The sequence below is a fragment of the Rossellomorea aquimaris genome (genome assembly GCF_020172085.1).
GTDB lineage: Bacteria > Bacillota > Bacilli > Bacillales > Bacillaceae_B > Rossellomorea > Rossellomorea aquimaris_E.
Genome location: NZ_JAIVAT010000003.1, coordinates 1,769,026 through 1,790,659, shown reverse-complemented (window position 1 = coordinate 1,790,659; position 21,634 = coordinate 1,769,026). Strand labels below are relative to the sequence as shown.

23 protein-coding genes and 1 other annotated feature are annotated in these 21,634 nt (G+C 41.7%); all 23 genes read left to right on the top strand.

Going from position 1 to position 21,634, the window contains the following annotated elements; all coding sequences use genetic code 11:
* The first annotated feature begins 370 nt into the window (after positions 1–370).
* Positions 371–1,156, top strand: a complete 786-nt coding sequence (locus LCL96_RS09920) for a cell division protein FtsQ/DivIB (RefSeq protein ID WP_224941206.1) — start codon at positions 371–373, stop codon at positions 1,154–1,156.
* A complete protein-coding gene (locus tag LCL96_RS09915) occupies positions 1,131–1,838 on the top strand; it encodes a DUF881 domain-containing protein (RefSeq protein WP_224941205.1) in 708 nt (235 codons plus the stop codon). The genes LCL96_RS09920 and LCL96_RS09915 overlap by 26 nt, the downstream gene beginning before the upstream one ends.
* Positions 1,839–1,913: 75 nt before the next feature.
* Positions 1,914–2,642, top strand: coding sequence for a DUF881 domain-containing protein (locus tag LCL96_RS09910; RefSeq protein WP_224941204.1), 729 nt, complete (start codon positions 1,914–1,916; stop codon positions 2,640–2,642).
* 1 nt (position 2,643) lies between these two features.
* Positions 2,644–3,006: a small basic family protein gene (locus tag LCL96_RS09905; RefSeq protein WP_206851012.1), complete on the top strand. Its 363-nt coding sequence runs from the start codon at positions 2,644–2,646 to the stop codon at positions 3,004–3,006.
* Positions 3,007–3,121: 115 nt separating this feature from the next.
* Positions 3,122–4,420 carry a cell division protein FtsA gene (gene ftsA, locus LCL96_RS09900; protein ID WP_224941203.1) on the top strand — a complete coding sequence of 433 codons (1,299 nt, stop codon included), beginning with the start codon at positions 3,122–3,124 and terminating at the stop codon, positions 4,418–4,420.
* 41 nt (positions 4,421–4,461) lie between these two features.
* Positions 4,462–5,625 carry a cell division protein FtsZ gene (gene ftsZ, locus LCL96_RS09895; RefSeq protein WP_224941202.1) on the top strand — a complete coding sequence of 388 codons (1,164 nt, stop codon included), beginning with the start codon at positions 4,462–4,464 and terminating at the stop codon, positions 5,623–5,625.
* A gap of 410 nt (positions 5,626–6,035) precedes the next feature.
* Positions 6,036–6,962, top strand: coding sequence for a sigma-E processing peptidase SpoIIGA (gene spoIIGA / locus LCL96_RS09890; RefSeq protein WP_224941201.1), 927 nt, complete (start codon positions 6,036–6,038; stop codon positions 6,960–6,962).
* Positions 6,963–7,015: 53 nt separating this feature from the next.
* The gene (sigE, locus tag LCL96_RS09885) at positions 7,016–7,735 is read left to right on the top strand and encodes an RNA polymerase sporulation sigma factor SigE (protein ID WP_224941200.1); all 720 of its coding nucleotides are present in this window, start codon (positions 7,016–7,018) and stop codon (positions 7,733–7,735) included.
* A gap of 201 nt (positions 7,736–7,936) precedes the next feature.
* Positions 7,937–8,713 (top strand): RNA polymerase sporulation sigma factor SigG, encoded by a 777-nt coding sequence (sigG, locus tag LCL96_RS09880; protein WP_060669863.1) that lies wholly within the window; start codon positions 7,937–7,939, stop codon positions 8,711–8,713.
* A gap of 559 nt (positions 8,714–9,272) precedes the next feature.
* The gene (locus LCL96_RS09875) at positions 9,273–9,560 is read left to right on the top strand and encodes a YlmC/YmxH family sporulation protein (RefSeq protein ID WP_034755825.1); all 288 of its coding nucleotides are present in this window, start codon (positions 9,273–9,275) and stop codon (positions 9,558–9,560) included.
* 51 nt (positions 9,561–9,611) lie between these two features.
* Entirely contained in the window at positions 9,612–10,433 is an 822-nt protein-coding gene (gene pgeF / locus LCL96_RS09870; RefSeq protein WP_224941199.1) for a peptidoglycan editing factor PgeF, read from the top strand.
* A 1-nt stretch (position 10,434) separates the two neighbouring features.
* Positions 10,435–11,109, top strand: coding sequence for a YggS family pyridoxal phosphate-dependent enzyme (locus LCL96_RS09865; RefSeq protein WP_224941198.1), 675 nt, complete (start codon positions 10,435–10,437; stop codon positions 11,107–11,109).
* Between the two features lie 16 nt (positions 11,110–11,125).
* Positions 11,126–11,569, top strand: a complete 444-nt coding sequence (locus tag LCL96_RS09860) for a cell division protein SepF (RefSeq protein ID WP_224941197.1) — start codon at positions 11,126–11,128, stop codon at positions 11,567–11,569.
* A gap of 8 nt (positions 11,570–11,577) precedes the next feature.
* Entirely contained in the window at positions 11,578–11,841 is a 264-nt protein-coding gene (locus LCL96_RS09855) for a YggT family protein (RefSeq protein WP_224941196.1), read from the top strand.
* Positions 11,842–11,926: 85 nt separating this feature from the next.
* Positions 11,927–12,697 carry an RNA-binding protein gene (locus tag LCL96_RS09850; RefSeq protein WP_224941195.1) on the top strand — a complete coding sequence of 257 codons (771 nt, stop codon included), beginning with the start codon at positions 11,927–11,929 and terminating at the stop codon, positions 12,695–12,697.
* Positions 12,698–12,786: 89 nt separating this feature from the next.
* Positions 12,787–13,302, top strand: coding sequence for a DivIVA domain-containing protein (locus LCL96_RS09845; RefSeq protein WP_098350955.1), 516 nt, complete (start codon positions 12,787–12,789; stop codon positions 13,300–13,302).
* 47 nt (positions 13,303–13,349) lie between these two features.
* Positions 13,350–13,583: a binding site (T-box leader), on the top strand.
* Positions 13,584–13,699: 116 nt separating this feature from the next.
* Positions 13,700–16,471 (top strand): isoleucine--tRNA ligase, encoded by a 2,772-nt coding sequence (gene ileS, locus LCL96_RS09840; protein ID WP_224941194.1) that lies wholly within the window; start codon positions 13,700–13,702, stop codon positions 16,469–16,471.
* Positions 16,472–16,605: 134 nt separating this feature from the next.
* Positions 16,606–16,887 carry a hypothetical protein gene (locus tag LCL96_RS09835; protein ID WP_224941193.1) on the top strand — a complete coding sequence of 94 codons (282 nt, stop codon included), beginning with the start codon at positions 16,606–16,608 and terminating at the stop codon, positions 16,885–16,887.
* A gap of 106 nt (positions 16,888–16,993) precedes the next feature.
* The gene (gene lspA, locus LCL96_RS09830; RefSeq protein WP_224941192.1) at positions 16,994–17,488 is read left to right on the top strand and encodes a signal peptidase II; all 495 of its coding nucleotides are present in this window, start codon (positions 16,994–16,996) and stop codon (positions 17,486–17,488) included.
* Positions 17,460–18,371: an RluA family pseudouridine synthase gene (locus tag LCL96_RS09825; RefSeq protein WP_224941191.1), complete on the top strand. Its 912-nt coding sequence runs from the start codon at positions 17,460–17,462 to the stop codon at positions 18,369–18,371. The genes lspA and LCL96_RS09825 overlap by 29 nt, the downstream gene beginning before the upstream one ends.
* A 198-nt stretch (positions 18,372–18,569) precedes the next feature.
* A complete protein-coding gene (gene pyrR / locus LCL96_RS09820) occupies positions 18,570–19,115 on the top strand; it encodes a bifunctional pyr operon transcriptional regulator/uracil phosphoribosyltransferase PyrR (protein ID WP_224941362.1) in 546 nt (181 codons plus the stop codon).
* A gap of 149 nt (positions 19,116–19,264) precedes the next feature.
* Complete coding sequence (locus LCL96_RS09815) at positions 19,265–20,593, top strand: solute carrier family 23 protein (protein WP_224941190.1); 1,329 nt, start codon at positions 19,265–19,267, stop codon at positions 20,591–20,593.
* A gap of 159 nt (positions 20,594–20,752) precedes the next feature.
* Positions 20,753–21,631 (top strand): aspartate carbamoyltransferase catalytic subunit, encoded by an 879-nt coding sequence (locus LCL96_RS09810; protein WP_224941189.1) that lies wholly within the window; start codon positions 20,753–20,755, stop codon positions 21,629–21,631.
* Positions 21,632–21,634 lie beyond the last annotated feature (3 nt).

Here is a 21,634-nt window from a genome sequence, read left to right as displayed (position 1 = left end):
TTCAATGACATGCATTCATAATGCTTAAATTGTTGTTTAAAATAGGGTTTAAGAGTGAAATACATAAGGTAGCCTTTCCTCTGGAAAAGGAATGAAAGTATATCCCAAAAGTGGTATGAGCAATCCATCTTAGGGATCTGTTTAATCATTCTCTTAAATAGGACAGGCTGTCGAGAAATGTAGTCACCCGGTAACACTCATTTGTTTTCAAAATGGTTTATGGCAGAAAACGTTCTGTTCCTCTTTTAACCTGGTATACCTTCGTATAGAATAGAAGTATCCCAATGTAAAGAGTACTTTCATTATAAGACAAGATGAGTTTAACTCATCCCATACATAATGAATTCAAAGTGAAATTGAGGAGAACGAAATGAAAAAAGAAAATGTTGTTTCCATAGAAGATCGAATTCCCAAATTAAAACAACACCGAAAAAAGAAGGCAAATCGAAGACTTTTGTTTTTACTTGCTTTATTCTTTCTGATGATTCTTTCGGTTGTATACTTTCAATCGCCTTTGAGTCATGTACACAAAGTGACTGTGGATGGGAATGAGCTTATTTCGAATAAGACGGTTCTTCAAAAAAGTGGAATTGACAATGGAATGAACGTGTGGAGTGTAAACAAAGAGAAAACGGTGGAACAATTAAAGAAGCTTCCTGAAGTGAAGGATGCAACGGTAAAGTTAACCTTTCCCAACACTTATCAAATCTCCATCCAAGAATATGATAAAAAGGCTTACCTTTCGAAGGGAAGTAAGTTTTATGTCATATTGGAAAATGGAAAGGTATTGGATAAAGGGACAGAATCGATCCCTGTCGATGCACCTTTATTAAGAGGGTTCGAAGAAGATAAGACTCTAGTCATAATGGTTAACGAACTAGGGAAGCTTCCAAAGGAAGTACAGCATCTTATCTCAGAGATTAATCTTGTTCCCAAGAAAACAGATCAGTATCACTTGACTCTCTTTATGAACGACGGATTCGAAGTGAGTGCAACCATACGAAGTTTCTCAGAAAAGATGATGCATTATCCTTCGATTGTCAGCCAATTGGATCCATCGGTCAAAGGGGTTATTGACTTAGAGGTTGGTTCTTATTTCAGAGCGTACGAAACGGAAGGTGAACAAAGCAATGAAGAGGATGAGGGTGAGAGGTAAGCACGTGATCCTCTCTCTTGTATGTCTGGTTTTGGGTTTCATCCTTGCTTTTTCATTTAGTCTGGCAAACACAGAACAAGCAGAACTAGGGAATCGGACAAATGGTCAGTGGAAACAGGAAGAAGCATTAAGAGATCAAATCCTCGAGTATCAGCAGAAGAATAACAATCTTCAGGAAAAGCTCTACGAGAAACAGGAGAAGGTCGGCAATATGGAGAAGGAATTCTCCAAAGAGAAACAAATTTATTTTAACCTGGCAGAAGATGCCGAGAAGTACAGAATGTACTTAGGCAAAACGAAAGTGAAAGGTCCTGGGGTAACGGTAACCTTATCCGATGCGAAATATGATCCAGAGGAAGAAAACGCAAATAATTATATTGTCCATGAACATCACGTGTTCAAGGTGATTAATGAATTATATATAGCGGGTGCTTCTGTAGTTGCAATCAATGGGCAAAGGCTTAAGCATGATTCATACATACTCTGTAACGGTCCGGTCATCCAGGTAGATGGAATCGATTATCCTGCCCCGTTCAAAATTACGGCAATTGGAGATCCGGAAGTATTATCCTCTGCCATGAATATAACGGGCGGAGTGAAGGATCAGCTTGTGAACGACAATATTATCTTTGAAATGAAAAAAGAGAATTCGGTCATCCTGGAACCGACGATTGGTGAATGATGTGCTTGCACCCATTGAAGTGTACGATTGGGTGTATTCAGGATGAGGGGTAGTTTTGAAAGTAAGGTGCACTAAATGGACAACAAACTTAAAATCAGCTTTACCGTCATTACGGTCATAATCGGATTTATGATTGCCATCCAGTTCCAGACTGTCAAAGAGCCCGTAGTCCGGGATACAAGAGATATATGGGAATTGAGGGAAGCTCTTTTGAAAGAAAAGGAAGTGAATTCCAATTTACTTTCCGAAACGCGTTCTGTGGAAGCGAAGCTTGAACAATATAAGACAGAACAACAATCGAGTCCCGAACAGGCATTAAAGCAAACCCTGGAGGAATTGAAGACTGAAATGGGCTTGACAGAGAAGACAGGTCCCGGCCTCATCCTGACGATCGAGCCTTCAATGGAAGAAATCCTGTTGGGTGAAAAGGTTCAAAACGTTTCACCTGAGCTTCTGGAGAGGCTAGTAAATGAGCTGAACCAGTATGATGCAGTGGATATTGCAATTGATGGCCATCGACTAATCAATACTTCGGTCATTCGGGATATTAATGGAGAAACGAAGGTTGATGGTAATACGATAAAGAAAATACCGTTTGAGGTGAGGGTTCTGACCAAAGACGTAAAAGCTGCCAAGGACTTGTATAATCGTATGCAGGTTTCACGGTCGGTAGAAGATTTCTTTATCGATAACCTGAGGGTCAGCATTTCAAAGCCTTTAGAAAAGCTGGTGGTACCAGAGTATAAGGATAGCATCCGGATCCGATTCATGGAACCGGTTAAGGAAAGAGGAGGGAACGAATAATATGTGGCTTCCCGTTTTAGGGTTGCTAGTAGGGGTCTTCCTTGGGCTTCTCACAGATATTAGAATTCCAGAAGAGTATTCAAATTATTTATCGATTGCCGTTCTGGCAGCATTGGATACATTGTTTGGCGGTATTCGTGCTCACCTCCAAAATATTTATGATGATAAGGTCTTTGTTTCTGGGTTCTTTTTTAATATTTTACTAGCAGCAAGTTTAGCTTTTCTGGGGGTACATCTTGGTGTAGACTTGTATTTGGCGGCTGTTTTTGCTTTTGGAGTAAGATTATTCCAGAACATTGCAGTGATTAGAAGAATAATGATTAGCAATTGGTCAAATAATCAAGAAAAAAGAGAAAAAAATTAGAATTTTAAAAGGGAATCGTTTTTGTTACGACGAATATCATATTAAGATATACTTAGAATCATGTTTTTCTAGGATTGTTGTTCCAAATAAACATTCTTTAAGGAGGTGCCATAGAGTGAACAGCAATGAAATTTACGTTAGCCTAGACATCGGTACATCCACAGTGAAAGTAATCATTGGTGAAATGACAAATGATTCCTTAAACATAATCGGTGTAGGAAATGTGAACTCAGAAGGAATCAGAAAAGGTTCCATCGTAGATATAGACGAAACTGTTCATACAATCAAGAAGGCAGTTGAACAAGCTGAAAGGATGGTCGGTTTATCCATAAGCCAGGTCATTGTAGGAATTACAGGAAACCACGTGTCGCTTCAATCTTGTCATGGAGTTGTGGCCGTTTCGAGCGACAATAGGGAAATTGGCGATGAAGATGTTCTACGAGTGATGGACGCAGCTCAGGTTGTTTCTATTCCTCCAGAAAGGGAAATCATCAACGTAATCCCTAGACAGTTCATCGTTGATGGATTGGATGAGATTACAGATCCCCGTGGCATGATCGGTGTTCGACTCGAAATGGAAGGCACCATCATTACGGGATCTAAGACGATTTTACATAATACTCTCCGTTGTGTTGAAAAGGCTGGTCTTGAAATTGTCGATATTGTCCTTCAGCCATTAGCTGCCGGTACGGTGGCATTATCGAAGGATGAAAAAAATCTTGGAGCTGCCCTGATTGATATCGGTGGTGGATCTACAACCATAGCTGTTTTCGAACAAGGGCATTTAAAGGCTACGACTGTGCTTCCGGTTGGGGGAGAACATATCACCAAAGATTTATCGATTGGATTACGGACTTCGACGGATGATGCCGAGAAAATCAAAACAAAATATGGCCATGCATTTTATGACCATGCTTCAGAAGATGAAGTGTTCAGTGTGCCAATTATTGGCAGTGATCAACACCAGCAATTTAATCAATTAGAAATTTCTGATATTATAGAAGCAAGGCTGGAAGAGATCCTGGACCTCATCAGCCACGAGCTGAAACGATTGGGAATCAGGGACCTGCCGGGTGGTTATGTATTAACTGGTGGTGTAGCAAATCTTCCAGGTGTGTTAGAATTAGCACAAATCGTTTTCCAAAATCGTGTACGAGTGGCAATTCCTGATTATATAGGAGTTCGGGAACCACAGTATACAACAGCAGTTGGATTGATCAAATACGCTCAAAAAAATGCTAGATTGCAAGGAAGATCTGTCAGTGCAGAACCAGTGCCCGTAGAGGCAGCTGAGAAACGTCAATCAAAACCGGTTACTAAAAAGCCAAAGCCTGCAAAGGTAAATGAAGAAGAACATGAAGATGAAAAGGCCATGTCAAAAGTGAAAAAGTTCTTTGGATACTTCTTTGAATAAATAAAGGAATCCATAGATTCGACGAGTTAGGAGGATTTGTCATGTTGGAGTTTGATACAAATTTAGATTCATTAGCGACAATAAAAGTTATTGGTGTCGGTGGCGGAGGAAACAATGCCGTAAACCGAATGATTGAACATGGTGTTCAAGGTGTTGAATTTATTGCCGTCAATACGGATGCACAAGCTTTGAATCTATCAAAAGCTGAAATAAAAATGCAAATCGGTGGCAAATTAACCAGGGGATTGGGAGCAGGTGCCAATCCTGAGGTGGGAAAAAAAGCTGCTGAAGAAAGTAAAGAACAGATCGAAGAAGCTCTTAGAGGAGCGGATATGGTCTTTGTTACTGCCGGGATGGGTGGAGGAACCGGTACTGGTGCAGCGCCGGTAATCGCTCAGATCGCACGTGAAATCGGAGCATTGACAGTGGGTGTCGTAACACGACCATTCACCTTTGAAGGCCGAAAGCGTTCAAATCAGGCAAGTGGTGGTATCGCTGCTATGAAAGAAGGAGTAGATACACTGATCGTTATTCCAAACGATCGCCTTCTAGAGATTGTGGATAAGAGCACACCTATGCTTGAAGCTTTCCGTGAAGCGGATAATGTACTGCGTCAGGGTGTACAAGGTATCTCGGATTTGATTGCTACACCTGGTCTGATCAACCTGGACTTTGCAGATGTTAAGACCATCATGTCTAACAAAGGTTCAGCGTTAATGGGAATCGGTGCCGCGTCTGGCGAGAATCGTGCCACTGAAGCTGCGAAAAAAGCGGTTTCCAGTCCTTTGCTTGAGACATCCATCGATGGTGCTCAAGGTGTCCTGATGAACATTACAGGTGGAACGTCGTTAAGCCTTTACGAAGTACAGGAGGCAGCTGATATTGTTGCATCTGCTTCAGATCAGGAAGTAAACATGATCTTCGGTTCAGTCATCAACGAAGATTTAAAAGATGACATCGTTGTAACCGTCATTGCCACTGGTTTCAATGAAGAGGTCATCCAGCCACCAAAGCAAACACGACCAACATTTGGTGGGATGAAACCAAATCAAAGTCCTAGCCCGAGCCAGTCGGTTAAACGGGAACAGCCTAAACGTGAAGAGCAGCCTCCACAGCAAGAGCCTGTTAGAACCTCTTCCAATCAAGGTGCGGAAGAAACACTGGATATCCCAACCTTCCTCCGTAACCGTAATCGCCGCCGATAATAGAAAAGCGGAAGGGCTTTGCCCAGAGGCGACAAGCATAAGTTGAGCCACTCGGAAAGGCGTACTTTGCCTTTTTGGGTGGCTTAGCTTATGACCTCGAGCCTCTAAGCCCTGCAGCTGGACAAAAAAAGCGTAGGCGGCTGTTCAGCCCCGACAAGCATAACTTGAAAATCCCCAAAGGCAATCATGTCTTTGGGGATTTTTGCTTTTTCCTTCTATCTATTTTCCCCCAAAACAAGAACAAAAAATGCCATATATTTAATGACATTTTTCGTTCTTATCTCCGAAAAGTTTTCCGAAGGAGCATACAAAAAATGACAACCTTTAAAGGGTATGTACGATATACTGCTGATAAGTCATTCCTCTCGTGACTAAATGGAACTTGATGAAGTTTAAAAGGAGGGTAGAAATTGACTTTATACTTGGATGTCATCTGGTTGTTAAATCTGTTAGTAGACTTTTTCCTTCTATGGTTAACAGGGATCATCTTAAAGAGACAATATGCCCTCTGGAGAATTGGTATCGGGAGTTTGATAGGCTCTATCATTATTCTCCTTGCTTTTTCACCACTAGCTCATTTTACTGGAAGCCCACTTGTTAAGTTATTATTCTCAATTGTCATGGTCTATACAGCCTTTGGTTACAGAAGATTACGCTATTATTTATCAAATCTTCTAATGTTCTATTTCGTTACCTTTTTTACGGGTGGGATATTAATCGGGACTCATTATTTTATAAGTTTTGATCCAAGTCGGGAATCGTCCGTTCTGCTCGCAAGCATACGCGGATTCGGAGACCCGATCAGCTGGGTATTTATCATGCTTGCCCTGCCTCTTGCATGGTATTTCTCAAAGGGGAGGGTTGACAGCATAGAACACGTGAAGCTCCAATTCGATCAACTCCTGGAAGTGAGTATAAGGATTGAAGATTTCCATTGTACAGTCACTGGTCTTGTGGACAGTGGAAATCAGCTTCAGGATCCGATCTCCAAATGTCCTGTCATGTTTTTATCCATTGCAGACATCAAGGGGGAGATCCCAGATGAAATGAAGGCACTTTGCCATGATGTTGAAGAGATCTTTTCGGGTGTGAAGCATATTGACACTCGCTGGTCAGACAGATTGCGCATCGTCCCTGCACAATCCGTGGGAAGAAAAAGTCAGCTTCTAGCCGCGTTAAAGCCTGATTCAATTGTTTTGAAGGATCATGAAACCGAATGGGCTGTACCAAATGGGTTAATTGCCTTCAGGGAAGAACCTCTCGCAGCCGATGGGCATTTTCAAGCAATCGTCCATCCAAAAATGGCTTCAAGAAAACCAGTGCTAAATGTTTCTTAAATCAATTATTACTACTATACTCACATTTCAAAGAAATAGAAGGGGGAGCAACAATGAAAATATTCAAAGTTAAGTTTTTATATTACTGGTACAAACTGTTAATCAAGCTTGGTCTAAAAACAGATGAAATTTACTACATAGGCGGTAGTGAAGCGCTGCCTCCTCCATTGACTAAAGAAGAGGAAGAAGTGCTCCTCAATAAATTACCTAAAGGGGACAAGGCGGCAAGGTCGCTATTAATTGAACGTAACTTAAGGCTGGTTGTATATATAGCACGAAAGTTTGAAAACACGGGGATCAATATTGAAGATTTGATCAGCATCGGTACAATCGGCTTGATCAAAGCAGTGAATACTTTCAATCCTGAAAAAAAAATCAAGCTGGCTACGTATGCTTCAAGATGTATTGAAAATGAGATTCTCATGTATTTAAGAAGAAACAATAAAATCCGATCTGAAGTTTCATTTGACGAACCCCTTAATATCGATTGGGATGGAAATGAATTGCTGCTATCAGATGTACTTGGCACGGACGAAGATATCATCACAAAAGACCTTGAGGCAACAGTTGATAAAAAATTACTCTTTAATGCCCTGCATCAGCTTTCAGACCGTGAGAAACAAATTATGGAGCTTCGTTTCGGTTTAATGGGAGAAGAAGAAAAGACCCAGAAAGACGTAGCTGATATGCTGGGAATATCTCAATCCTATATCTCAAGATTAGAAAAAAGGATTATTAAACGTCTAAAGAAGGAATTTAATAAGATGGTTTAAAAGAAGTAAAGCTGACCTTTTCAATTGAAAAGGTCAGCTTTTTATATTTAAAATGAATAACATTTTTTTAACCCTTATTTATCCATATTTCATAAGGGATTTGGAGTATATCATCCACTACTTGTCAGAATGAAATGCATATTTTTCCTCTTCAAGGAAATACTGAATTTTGTACAGCAGCTCCTACAAGGAGGGGAAAGAATGACACGTAATAAAGTCGAGATTTGTGGTGTGGATACGTCCAAATTGCCGGTTCTCAAAAATGACGAAATGAGAATACTGTTTAAAGAAATGCAAGCGGGTGACATTTCAGCAAGAGAAAAACTGGTCAATGGAAATTTGCGCCTCGTCTTAAGTGTAATTCAGCGCTTTAATAATCGTGGTGAGTATGTGGATGATTTATTTCAAGTAGGTTGTATTGGATTAATGAAATCCATTGATAATTTTGATCTGGGTCAAAATGTTCGATTCTCTACATACGCGGTTCCAATGATCATTGGGGAGATCCGTCGCTATTTAAGAGACAATAACCCAATAAGAGTGTCCCGTTCACTGCGAGATATTGCGTACAAGGCTCTACAAGTAAGAGAAAAATTAATGGGAGAGACATCTAAAGAACCAACGGCAGAAGAAATTGCCAAAGTTCTTGATGTATCCCATGAGGAAATTGTATTTGCACTTGATGCCATCCAAGATCCTGTTTCGTTATTTGAACCAATTTACAATGATGGCGGTGACCCTATCTTCGTAATGGATCAACTAAGCGATGAAAAAAACCGGGATTTTCATTGGATCGAAGAAATCGCCCTTCAAGAAGGGATGAGGCGATTAAATGATCGTGAAAAACTTATCATCAGCAAACGTTTCTTCCAAGGAAAAACTCAAATGGAAGTAGCTGACGAAATTGGCATCTCTCAGGCTCAAGTATCAAGACTCGAAAAAGCAGCAATCAAACAAATGAACAAAAATATTCAATAAGACAAGAAAAGCGGAGGCGGCTCGTTCAGCCCCGACAAGCACAAATGGAAAATCCCAAAAGGCGTACTTTGCCTTATGGGATTTTTCATTTGTGACCTCGAGGGGCTAGCCGCCGCAGCTGGACAGAGAAAAGCGGAAGGGCTTTGCCCAGAAGCGACAAGCATAAGGCGAACCATCCGGAAAGGCGTACTTTGCCTTTTTGGATGGTTTGACTTATGACCTCGAGCTTTTAAGCCCTGCAGCTGGACAAACCGAAAAGCGGAGGCGGCTCGTTCAGCCCCGACAAGCACAACTGGGAAATCCCAAAAGGCGTACTTTGCCTTATGGGATTTTTCAATTATGACCTCGAGCCTCTAAGCCCTGGAGCTAGACAAAACGAAAAGCGGAAGGGCTTTGCCCGGACAAAACACAAAAGAAAGGCAGATCACCTTCGGGATGGTCTGCCTTTTTATTTGCTGCATACACTAATAATAACTACTTGAAATGGGTGAAAAGTGTAAACATACACATTTACCGTGATCAATACATTAGGAACGAGATGAAAAGAGGGTGAAGAAACATGGTACGTATATCTGAATTCCAGGTCAAAGATGTGGTGAGCATTTCAGATGGGAGAAAGTTAGGGAACATTGGTGATATTGAAATAAACCTGGATACGGGAAGAATCGAGGCAATCGTCATCGGTACCGGAGGGAAAATATTAGGTTTTTTTGGCAAAGACGAAGATATAGTGATTCCTTGGAGCAGTATCGTGAAAATAGGAGAAGATGTAATTCTGGTCAGATATAAAGACAGCCATTATATTCAAGGGCAGCTTCAAGAACCGAAACAATCTCCAGATACATGACGAATCTTAAGCGACTATGGTACACTTAATAAAAAACGAAGGAGATTCAACGTGTCGAAAGAACCCTTTGTAGTAGAAACAGAATCTTATTATTCTATTGATAGATGGACGCAAAAACATTCTAAACTAGTGGCAGGAATTACCACAAAGCATGGCGGAGTCAGTGACGGACCGTTTCATTCATTCAATATGGGTCTTCATGTAGGTGACAAGGACTCTTCTGTCATCCATAATCGCCAATCTCTTGCAACAGCTCTTCATATACCTTTGAAGAGATGGGTGGCGGCTGAGCAAACACATGGGAATCATATTTACTCTCCAGGTTCTGAAGACGCTGGGAGAGGTGCAGAGAATTACCATAGCAGCATCAAAGACACAGACGGATTCATAACAGATGAAAGAAACCTCCTGTTAACGATGTGCTATGCAGATTGTGTTCCCCTTTATTTCCTTGACAGAGATACAGGGACAATTGGATTGGCTCATGCGGGATGGAAGGGGACGGTTCTTGAAATAGGACCCAAAATGGTCCATGAATTCATCGGGAATGGGTCCTCCCTATCTTCGTTAGAAGTGGTAGTCGGGCCATCCATATGCAAGGAATGCTATGTGGTGGACGATTATGTGATTGATAAAGTGAAAAAAACACTAGAAGATGAAAACAACTTACCCTATAATTTAAAGGAAGAGGGACAGTACAATCTCGACCTTAAGAAGTTAAATCAACAGTTATTACTGCAGAGTGGATTGCATTCAGAGCAAATCCATATTTCCAGTTTTTGTTCATCCTGTCACAAGGAATTTTTCTCTTATAGAAGAGATAGTGGAGAAACGGGAAGAATAATGAGTTTTATCGGCTGGAAGGAGAATTAACATGAAAGTTTCGGAAAACCTGAAAATCATCAAGGAAAATATTCAGACTGCCTGTGAACGTAGTGGAAGGCTTGAAGACAGCGTAAATATTGTAGCCGTCACGAAATACGTATCGACCCAACGGGCAGAAGAGGCTGTTGAAGCTGGCCTTCTCCACTTAGGGGAAAACCGGGATGAAGGATTGGTTTCTAAGTGGGAGGTTTTACAGGACAAGCCTCAATGGCATTTCATCGGCTCCCTGCAATCAAGGAAGGTTAAAAACATCATTGATAAGGTCTCATACATACATTCCCTGGATCGTCTGTCATTAGCGAAAGAAATTCATAAAAGGGCGGATAGGCCTGTGTCTTGTTTCGTTCAAGTGAATGTGTCGGGAGAAGAGTCAAAGCATGGTATTTCTCCCGATGAAGTGAAGAAATTTATCGTCAGTTTAAAAACGTATTTCAATATTAAAGTCGTGGGATTAATGACAATGGCTCCACATACGGATGATGAATCTTTCTTACGTTCTTGTTTCAGACAGCTGAAAACCGTTCAGGAAGAAATCCATGCACTAAACCTTCCTTACGCCCCATGCACGGAATTATCTATGGGGATGAGCAATGATTATATGATTGCGATAGAAGAAGGTGCCACATTTATTCGTATTGGAACGGCATTAGTTGGAAATGACTGAGAGGGGATGAATACAAATGGGTATTAAGTCAAAGTTTAAAACGTTCTTTTTACTTGATGAAGATGAGTATGATTATGAAGAAGAAAAGTATGAAGAGGAATACGAGGAGAAGAAGCCCATGAAGTCGCAGCTTTCTAATACGAAACAAAATGTTGTGAGCCTTCAAAGTGTTCAAAAGTCTTCTAAAATGATTCTCGTCGAACCGAGAGTATATGCGGAGGCTCAGGAGATTGCAGATCATTTAAAGAATCGCCGTTCAGTACTTGTGAACCTGCAGAGGATTCAGCATGATCAAGCGAAAAGGATTGTCGATTTCCTCAGTGGAACTGTCTATGCAATCGGAGGCGACATTCAGCGGGTAGGCGATAATATTTTTCTATGCACACCTGATAATGTTGAGGTGAGCGGAAATATTTCTGAGTTCTTAAAAGAGGAAGATCTTTCAGATTCGAGGTGGTAATGTAAATTATGGTATTGTTGTATCAAATCTTGTCTAACTTAATTCAAATTTATTCATGGGCATTAATCATTTATATTTTGATGTCATGGTTTCCAAATGCCAGAGAGACATCGATCGGGCAGTTCCTTTCGAGGATATGCGAACCGTATCTTGAGCCATTCAGACGTATTGTTCCATCGATCGGGATGATTGATATTTCACCTATTGTGGCTTTCATTGTGTTGAACCTGGCGCAATCGGGGTTATACCAATTATTCAAGTGGCTTATTTAAACTAGGCTATAAAGCATAAAGAACTGAAACCGGGCAAACAGTTTCAGTTCTTTTATTTTGTGTAAATCACTTAAGGGGTGAACGAATGTCTTCGATCTATCAACATTTTAGGCCGGATGAGAAAGAATTTGTGGATGCTGTGCTGGAGTGGAAGCAAACAGTGGAAAGTCAATATGCTCCGAAACAAACGGACTTTTTAGACCCAAGACAGCAGCATATTGTCGAGTCCATAGTAGGAAGTAACGACGAAATCTTGGTTTCTTTTTATCCGGAAGATTCGGAACGCAAACGGGCTTTATTATACCCTCCCTATTTCCAACCAGAAGAAGAAGATTTTGGAATAGAGGCTTTTGAAATACAGTACCCTTCGAAGTTTGTTACAATAGAACACAGACAAGTATTAGGGACCCTGATGTCACTTGGATTGAAAAGAGAGAAGTTTGGGGATATTGTGACGGGTGAGGATATCATCCAGATTATACTTGCCGATGAAATCTCGGATTATGTCCGCATGGAACTTACCCAAGTAGGGAAAGCCAAGGTTTCTCTAAAAGCAATAACATTAAAAGACAGAATTCAAAGTAGGGAAGAATGGCAGGAGAAGACGACCACCGTCAGTTCATTGAGACTGGACGTCGTTCTTGCAGCCATCTACAATGACTCCCGTCAAAAGGCTCAAACATTGATTAAAAGCGGGCACGTAAAAGTGAATTGGAAAACGGTTGAAAATTCATCTTTTGAAGTCGTTGCTTCGGATGTCATATCAGCAAGAGGCTATGGCAGAAGCAAGTTAATGAGTATTGAAGGAAGAACAAAGCGAGATAAATGGCGAATTTCTGTTGGAATACTGAAATAATTTGAGAAAAATAAAGGAATTCCCCCACATGCTGTCGAAATTTTAGTTATAATAAAAATGTAATTCACCAAGTACTGGAGGTGGCTCCCATGCCTTTAACGCCATTAGACATACATAATAAAGAATTTAGTCGTGGCTTTCGTGGTTATGATGAGGATGAGGTTAATGAATTTTTAGATCAGATTATTAAAGATTACGAAATTCTGATCCGTGAGAAAAAAGAGACGGAAGAACGTTTAAACTCCTTAAATGAACGATTAGGTCATTTCACAAACATCGAGGAAACGTTGAACAAATCAATCGTCATTGCTCAAGAAGCAGGGGAAGAAGTCAAGCGGAATGCAATGAAAGAATCCAAGCTAATTATTAAAGAGGCAGAAAAGAACGCTGATCGAATCGTGAATGAATCATTGTCCAAAGCACGTAAGATTGCCATTGAAATTGAAGAACTCAAGAAACAGTCAAAAGTGTTCAGAACCCGATTCAAAATGCTGATTGAAGCACAGCTGGATTTATTGGATACCAATGACTGGGATCAACTGATGGAATTCGATTTGGATGCAACAGATTTAAAAACTTTAAAAGAAGAAGAGACATTGTCTTGACGAGAATAGCAATACTTTCATATAATTGAACAACAATCTTTTTTGTCATAAAAGCTACGACAGGGACAGTACGTTCTTTTTCATATATCCTTACTAGCGAGTCGGGGACGGTGTGAGCCCGACAAGGAAAAAAGCACGGAAGATCACCCTCGAGCCCTATTCATGAAATTCGAATCGAAGAGTAATGAATAGCGAATTATTCACGTTACGAATCATAACAAGTGAAGGCCGAGCTGGTCTTTATGAGGGTGGTACCGCGGGAAAGCTTTCTCGTCCCTGTTCAGGGATGAGAGAGCTTTTTTATTTTTCCTATAAACAGAAAGTGCATCCGTTCTGATTAAGACGTGAAGGATTTAGAAATGATGGCAATAAGATAAACGTTTAGGAGGAAGAGTTCATGGAATATAAAGATACATTACTGATGCCGAAAACGGAATTTCCAATGAGAGGGAATTTACCGAAGCGCGAGCCAGATACCCAGAAAAAATGGGAAGAAATGAATATTTATCAAAAAGTGCAGGAAAGAACAAGTGATCGTCCTTTATTCATCCTTCACGACGGACCTCCATATGCAAATGGTAATATCCATATGGGTCACGCATTGAATAAGGTGCTGAAGGATTTCATTGTTCGATATAAATCCATGAGTGGATTTCACGCACCGTATGTCCCGGGTTGGGATACCCATGGGTTGCCTATCGAGCAGGCCTTAACAAATAAAGGCGTGAAACGCAAAGAAATGACGATTGCAGAGTTTCGTAAATTATGTGAAGAATATGCATATGAGCAGGTAGATAACCAACGTAAGCAATTTAAACAATTAGGGGTACGTGGTGATTGGGATAATCCTTATATTACACTCAAGCCTGAATATGAAGCCCAGCAGATCAAAGTGTTCGGCGATATGGCGAAAAAGGGATACATCTATAAAGGGAAAAAGCCTGTCTATTGGTCACCATCAAGTGAATCAGCACTTGCTGAAGCAGAGATCGAATATCAGGATAAGCGTTCTCCATCCATTTATGTTGGATTTGCCGTTACAGATGGAAAGGGTGTTCTACAGGAAGGAACCCAGCTCGTTATTTGGACGACAACTCCTTGGACGATCCCTGCCAATCTTGGAATCGCAGTTCATGCTGATCTTAGCTATGTCGTTGTAACCGTAAAGGAAAACAGCTATCTAGTTGCAGAAGATTTACTTGAAGAAGTAGCAAAGAATCTCGAGTGGGAAGATTATTCCGTATCTAATAAAGTGAAAGGTGCCGACCTTGAACATGTCGTTGCCAAACACCCGCTGTACGATCGTGAGTCACTTGTGGTCCTTGGAGAGCATGTTACGACTGATTCAGGTACAGGTTGTGTTCATACAGCACCTGGTCATGGTGAGGATGATTTCCTTGTAGGAAAGAAATATGGCCTTGACGTGTTATGTCCTGTAGACGATAAAGGGGTTATGACTTCGGAAGCCCCTGGATTTGAAGGATTATTTTATGACAAAGCCAATAAGCCGATCACGGATAAGCTACAGGAAGTGGGAGCGTTACTCAAGTTAAACTTCATTACTCACTCTTATCCACATGATTGGCGTACGAAGAAGCCGGTTATTTTCAGAGCTACCGCTCAGTGGTTTGCATCTATTGATAAATTCCGTAAAGAGTTATTAGAAGCGGTAAATGATACGAAATGGGTTCCTGCATGGGGAGAAACACGCCTATTCAATATGGTCAGAGACCGTGGGGACTGGTGTATTTCCCGTCAACGTGCATGGGGAGTGCCGATTCCGGTATTCTATGCTGAAAATGGTCAGGAAATCATTACAGATGAAACGATTGATCATGTGTCTAATCTCTTCCGTGAACACGGGTCAAATATCTGGTTTGAGAAAGAAGCGAAAGATCTTTTACCTGAAGGATTCACTCATGAAGGTAGCCCGAATGGGACGTTCACGAAAGAACAGGATATCATGGATGTCTGGTTTGACTCAGGTTCTTCACATCAGGCTGTCCTTGAGGAACGTGATGATCTACAACGTCCGGCAGATTTATATTTAGAGGGATCGGACCAATATCGCGGATGGTTCAACTCATCTTTAACGACGAGTGTAGCCGTTACAGGCAAAGCTCCATATAAAGGCGTATTGAGTCATGGTTTCGCCTTAGATGGTGATGGAAGAAAAATGAGTAAATCCCTAGGCAATGTCATGGTTCCTGAAAAAGTCATGAAACAGCTCGGTGCCGACATTCTTCGCCTTTGGGTCGCATCTGTTGATTATCAAGCGGATGTGCGTGTATCAGATCCTATACTGAAGCAGGTAGCAGAAGTTTACCGTAAGATCCGTAATACATTCCGTTTCTTATTGGGCAATCTTTCTGACTTCGATCCTAAGACCAATGCTGTATCGTTTGATCAGCTAAGAGAAGTGGATCAATTCATGCTTGTGAAGCTGAATGACCTTGTGAAAAACGTGAAAAACTCTTATGATAAATATGAATTTGCGAGCATTTATCACGCTGTTAATAATTTCTGCACATTGGACCTAAGTTCATTCTACTTGGATTTTGCCAAGGATGTCCTTTATATCGAGTCAGAAGATCATGACGATCGTCGTGCGATTCAGACTGTCTTATATGAGTGTCTAATGGCTCTGACAAAACTGATGTCTCCAATCCTTTCTCATACTGCTGATGAAGTATGGGCATATATCCCGGGAGCAGAGGGAGAAAGCGTGCAACTGACGGATATGCCTGAAGTACAGTCGTTTGACAATGCTGATCAGTTAAAGAAAAAATGGAATGCTTTCCTGGAATTAAGAGATGATGTTCTAAAGGCTCTTGAGGAAGCTCGTAACCAGAAGATAATCGGGAAATCATTGACAGCTAAAGTGACCCTTTTCGTGAATGATGAAACGAAAGACTTGCTACATTCCATTAAAGAAGACGTAAAGCAGTTATTTATCGTGTCTGCCTTTGAAATAGGTGGAGCTGTAAATGAAGCCCCCGGGCATGCTTTAAGCCTCGGTGAAAACAATATCGTTGTTGAAAAGGCCGATGGTGAAACATGTGACCGCTGTTGGGTTGTCACGACAACAGTAGGAGAGGATAAAGATCATCCAACCCTTTGCACACGTTGTGCATCTGTTGTGAAAGAAAGTTATTCTCACTTGGCATGATGAAAAAAGGTGACCCGTCATTTGGCGGGTCACCTTTTTAATCTGTTTATGCTCAATTCAAATTCCATAATTGCTATATCTTGCAACACAATATTCAAGACCGTTTCCTCCATACTATAAATGGAGGGATCAAGATGACATATGACCGATACACATCCATTGTAGAAGAGCTGGTGACATCCTTGCAGGAGCTTGAGGCAAGTCAATCTCAGCATCCTTTAGTACAACAATATATATACGACGAAATCAACGATGTGAAGCAAGCACTGGACCGTTTCCAGGACAATCAGTACGGAACCTGTGAAATGAGTGGTGTAGAAATTCCTTTTGATTACATGCTGATGAATCCAACCTGTACCAAAATAGAAGATGCGCTGGATTGGAGAAGGTTTGGAAAGATTTCTTCATATACGTAGATTTCAATTGCTTTTACGTTGTTCTTCTCCAGTTTCAGTGTCTTTATTTCCCCTTTTATGCTAAAATGCAAAGGTAATCAATTAACGATGTTCGGAGGTTGCCTTTGTGTATTATTATTTAGTGGCTTTGATTGTCATTGGATTGGATCAATTTACAAAATGGTTGGTTGTAAGACGAATGACCGAGGGAGAGAGCATTTCGATTATCGACAATGTCTTTTATCTTACTTCTCACCGGAATCAAGGTGCAGCATGGGGAATCCTCCAAGGCCAAATGTGGTTCTTTTATGTTATTACATTAGTCGTGATTGTAGGTATTGTGTATTATATGCAAGTCCATGCAAAAGGGCATTCATTGTTTAGTCTGAGTCTCGCTTTTATGCTTGGTGGAGCAATTGGAAACTTTATTGATCGTGTCTTAAGAAAAGAAGTGGTCGATTTCTTAAATACATACATTTTTTCCTATGATTTTCCGATTTTTAATATTGCCGATGCAGCATTAACCATTGGAGTGGCATTGTTACTCATTTACATGTATTTAGACGAACGAAAAGCAAAGAAGGAGAACAAAAATGGAAGTAATTCAGCACAACATACTTGAGGATGAACAGGGTGAACGAATCGATAAGGTCGTCAGTCAATTGAACAAGGAATGGTCACGTTCCCAGGTTCAACAATGGATAAAAGACGGTCATATCAAAGTGAATGATGAGAGTGTCAAGCCAAACTTGAAATGTCCATTGAACGCGGTGATCACGGTTTCAATCCCTGAACCGGAAGAATTAGATGTAGAGCCTGAAAATTTACATCTGGATATCGCATATGAAGATGGAGATGTCATCGTGGTGAACAAGCCGAAAGGGATGGTCGTCCATCCTGCTCCTGGACACTATTCAGGAACGATGGTGAATGGATTGATGTATCATTGCAAGGATCTTTCAGGCATCAACGGAGTCTTAAGACCCGGGATCGTCCATAGAATTGATAAGGATACGTCCGGTTTACTGATGGTAGCGAAGAATGACATGGCTCATGAACATCTTGTAAACCAGTTGGTAGAAAAGTCTGTAACGAGAAAATATACGGCCATTGTACATGGCTTGATCCCACATGAATACGGAACGATCGATGCTCCTATTGGTAGGGACCCTAAAGATCGCCAAAGCATGGCTGTCGTGGATAATGGAAAACAGGCTGTTACCCATTTCAGGGTCTTGGACCGGTACAAGGATTTCACACTGGTTGAATGTGAATTGGAAACAGGAAGAACTCATCAGATCCGTGTGCATATGAAATATATCGGATACCCGCTTGCAGGGGACCCAAAATACGGTCCACGCAAAACGCTTAGTATCGATGGACAAGCCCTCCATGCTGGTGTATTGGGTTTTATTCATCCCCGAACGGAAGAATATATGGAGTTCCATTCAGAACTGCCTGATGAATTCGCCAAATTAGTGAAGCATCTTGAAAATAATCGTTGACAATTTTCGACCTGACCTTTATCATGAAGTTAATCGAATAAGTAACCTTTAATACGGTCCCGTGAGGCTGAGAAGGAGCAATGTACGACCAATCATCTTGGCGTGCAATCTGATATCATAACGATAAGTGTGCCCTCTCATCTATAGCGGTGAGAGGGATTTTTTATGTGCGAAATTAAAGAAATTGAGGTGGCGAAAATGACGAAGAAAGCAACAGTATTGGATCAGCCCGCCATTCGAAGGGCACTCACAAGGATTGCCCATGAAATCATTGAACGAAATAAGGGAATTGAGGATTGTGTTCTTGTTGGAATCAAAACAAGGGGAATTTACATCGCCAACCGATTAGCTGAACGGATACACGCGATTGAAGGCGAAGAAATCCCTGTAGGTGAAATAGATATTACACTATACCGGGATGATCTCACAAAGAAAACTGAGGATCACGAACCAGAAGTTAAAGGCTCCGATCTCCCGGTTGATATTACAAACAAAAAAGTCATACTGGTGGATGATGTATTATTCACAGGAAGAACGGTCCGTGCAGGATTGGATGCCTTGATGGATCTCGGCAGACCAAGTCAGATACAACTGGCTGTACTGGTGGACCGGGGACACAGGGAATTACCAATACGGGCAGATTTCGTCGGGAAGAATATTCCGACTTCAAGCTCTGAAAAAATCATGGTTGCATTAACAGAAGTAGATCAGGAAGACGTAGTATCCATTCACGAAAAAGAATAATGATAGTCCTTTTAATAGCGGTCCAGAGAGGCTGACAAAGGATGGGAATGAAGGTAGTAACCTGGCCTTCTTGTACCCTCTTTGTGCCCTCTTTACGACAAAGAGGGTTTTTTTATGGGGAATTATGGGTAATAGAGGAGGAGACATACATGAATCAAGATCAACGAATCGTATTAGACGTAGAAGAAGTACCGAATATAGGGAAATGGATTACACTGAGCATCCAACATTTATTTGCGATGTTCGGGGCAACGGTACTGGTTCCATTCCTGGTAGGGTTAAGTCCGGGAGTCGCCCTCATTTCAAGCGGATTGGGAACACTGGCATATCTGCTGATTACAAAAGGTAGGATTCCCGCTTACCTTGGATCATCATTCGCATTCATTGCACCGATCCTAGCCGCTAAGAGCCTTGGAGGTCCGGAAGCTGCCATGATGGGAAGCTTCCTCGCCGGTATTGTATACGGTATCGTCGCACTACTCATTTCGAAGCTGGGATTGAAATGGCTGATCAGGATCCTGCCCCCGGTTGTAGTAGGGCCAGTCATCATGGTCATCGGATTGGGTCTTGCCGGAACGGCTGTGAATATGGCGATGTATGAAAATCCGGGAGCAGAACAATTAGTCTACAGTAATACACACTTCATGGTCGCACTTGCGACTTTGACCATAACCGTCATCTGCTCGATTTACTTCAAAGGCTTTCTCGGAATGGTTCCGATCCTTGCCGGTATCATCGGAGGGTATATCATCGCATTTTTCGCAGGGCTGGTGGACTTTCAACAGGTCATCAATGCACCGTTCTTCCAAATGCCGGACTTCTTTATCCCGTTTGTTGACTACACGCCAAGCTTCTCTTGGGAAATCGTGTCCATCATGGTTCCGGTTGCCCTGGTGACCCTGGCGGAGCATACGGGGGATCAGATGGTATTAAGTAAAGTGGTGGGGCGGAATTTCATTGAAAAACCGGGTCTTCACCGCTCCATACTAGGAGATGGGGTAGCGACGATGATTGCATCCTTCCTGGGTGGGCCACCAAATACAACATATGGTGAAAACATCGGGGTCCTGGCCATTACACGGGTGTTCAGTGTATTCGTCATCGGTGGAGCTGCGGTCCTGGCCATCCTGTTCGGATTCGTAGGGAAAATCACGGCCTTGATCGGCTCCATACCATCAGCTGTCATGGGAGGCGTATCCATCCTCCTGTTCGGAATCATCGCTTCAAGTGGATTACGTATGCTGATTGACAATAAAGTGGACTTGGGGAACAAGCGGAACTTAGTCATCTCAAGCGTCATCCTGGTAATTGGAGTCGGAGGTGCATTCGTAAAGATTAACGAAAATGTGTCCTTATCCGGAATGGCTCTTGCAGCGATTGTAGGGGTGTTCCTGAACCTGGTCCTACCAGGCAGGAAAGAAAGTGAAGGAGACAATAATTTATTCAAAGAAGAAAATAAGAAGCAAGATGTTGCATAGAAACACCTTTTAACATGGTCCAGAGAGTCTAAGAAGGGTGAATTTGAACAAGGCATGCGGGGTTTCCCGTCCTGTCCCTGTTAGTATGTTCAAAAACACCCTGTCAAGAAAATGACAGGGTGTTTTTTTTGAAAGAAGTGAAAATAGGGGTGTCTCAAGATGAAGAGCTTATTGACGATGAATGACTTATCAAAGAATGAAATCATTGAAATATTAGATGCAGCTGAACGCTTTAAAACGGGAGAGGCCTCGATGGAAGGCTCAAATAAATATGTAGCCAATCTTTTCTTTGAAGCAAGTACCCGCACGAAAAGCAGCTTTGAAATGGCGGAGAGAAAGCTGGGACTAGAAGTCATCCCCTTCGAAGCTCAAACGTCAAGTGTTCAAAAAGGCGAGACCCTTTACGACACGGTGAAAACACTGGAAAGCATCGGGGTTGAAGCTGTTGTGATTCGTCACTCCCTGGAGCGATACTTTGATGAACTGGCGCCTCTGAAAATGAGCGTGATCAACGGTGGTGACGGATGTGGAAATCACCCTACACAATGCCTGTTGGATCTGATGACCATCCGTCAGGAATTTGGAGGATTTGAAGGGATAAAAGTATCGATCATTGGAGACATTGCTCACAGCCGCGTTGCAAGGTCCAATGCGGAAGCGTTGAGTAAACTGGGAGCAGAAGTCGTGTTCTCGGGTCCAAGAGAATGGTTCCCCTCCCAAGATCTACATCTGCACAGAACGATGGATGAATGTATAGCAGATTCCGATGTGGTGATGCTGCTTCGGATTCAACACGAACGACACGAAAGTACATCCAGCTTGTCAAAAGAAGAATATCATGAACAATTCGGTTTGACAGAAAGCAGAAAAACGAGAATGAAACCAACCGGTATCATTCTACATCCAGCTCCTGTCAATCGAGGGGTCGAAATTGCCGATTCATTGGTGGAATGCGACCAATCAAGAATCTTTAAACAAATGGAAAATGGAGTATACGTCAGAATGGCTGTTTTAAAAAGAGCACTTGAAAACATCTGATTA

Excerpts from the sequence above, each read along its gene's own strand:
- LCL96_RS09920 (WP_224941206.1), top strand. The coding sequence starts at position 371 with ATGAAAAAAGAAAATGTTGTTTCCATAGAAGATCGAATTCCCAAATTA.
- LCL96_RS09915 (WP_224941205.1), top strand. The coding sequence starts at position 1,131 with ATGAAGAGGATGAGGGTGAGAGGTAAGCACGTGATCCTCTCTCTTGTA.
- LCL96_RS09910 (WP_224941204.1), top strand. The coding sequence starts at position 1,914 with ATGGACAACAAACTTAAAATCAGCTTTACCGTCATTACGGTCATAATC.
- LCL96_RS09905 (WP_206851012.1), top strand. The coding sequence starts at position 2,644 with ATGTGGCTTCCCGTTTTAGGGTTGCTAGTAGGGGTCTTCCTTGGGCTT.
- ftsZ (WP_224941202.1), top strand. The coding sequence starts at position 4,462 with ATGTTGGAGTTTGATACAAATTTAGATTCATTAGCGACAATAAAAGTT.
- sigE (WP_224941200.1), top strand. The coding sequence starts at position 7,016 with ATGAAAATATTCAAAGTTAAGTTTTTATATTACTGGTACAAACTGTTA.
- sigG (WP_060669863.1), top strand. The coding sequence starts at position 7,937 with ATGACACGTAATAAAGTCGAGATTTGTGGTGTGGATACGTCCAAATTG.
- LCL96_RS09875 (WP_034755825.1), top strand. The coding sequence starts at position 9,273 with ATGGTACGTATATCTGAATTCCAGGTCAAAGATGTGGTGAGCATTTCA.
- LCL96_RS09865 (WP_224941198.1), top strand. The coding sequence starts at position 10,435 with ATGAAAGTTTCGGAAAACCTGAAAATCATCAAGGAAAATATTCAGACT.
- LCL96_RS09860 (WP_224941197.1), top strand. The coding sequence starts at position 11,126 with ATGGGTATTAAGTCAAAGTTTAAAACGTTCTTTTTACTTGATGAAGAT.
- LCL96_RS09855 (WP_224941196.1), top strand. The coding sequence starts at position 11,578 with ATGGTATTGTTGTATCAAATCTTGTCTAACTTAATTCAAATTTATTCA.
- LCL96_RS09850 (WP_224941195.1), top strand. The coding sequence starts at position 11,927 with ATGTCTTCGATCTATCAACATTTTAGGCCGGATGAGAAAGAATTTGTG.
- LCL96_RS09845 (WP_098350955.1), top strand. The coding sequence starts at position 12,787 with ATGCCTTTAACGCCATTAGACATACATAATAAAGAATTTAGTCGTGGC.
- ileS (WP_224941194.1), top strand. The coding sequence starts at position 13,700 with ATGGAATATAAAGATACATTACTGATGCCGAAAACGGAATTTCCAATG.
- LCL96_RS09835 (WP_224941193.1), top strand. The coding sequence starts at position 16,606 with ATGACATATGACCGATACACATCCATTGTAGAAGAGCTGGTGACATCC.
- LCL96_RS09825 (WP_224941191.1), top strand. The coding sequence starts at position 17,460 with ATGGAAGTAATTCAGCACAACATACTTGAGGATGAACAGGGTGAACGA.
- pyrR (WP_224941362.1), top strand. The coding sequence starts at position 18,570 with ATGACGAAGAAAGCAACAGTATTGGATCAGCCCGCCATTCGAAGGGCA.
- LCL96_RS09815 (WP_224941190.1), top strand. The coding sequence starts at position 19,265 with ATGAATCAAGATCAACGAATCGTATTAGACGTAGAAGAAGTACCGAAT.
- LCL96_RS09810 (WP_224941189.1), top strand. The coding sequence starts at position 20,753 with ATGAAGAGCTTATTGACGATGAATGACTTATCAAAGAATGAAATCATT.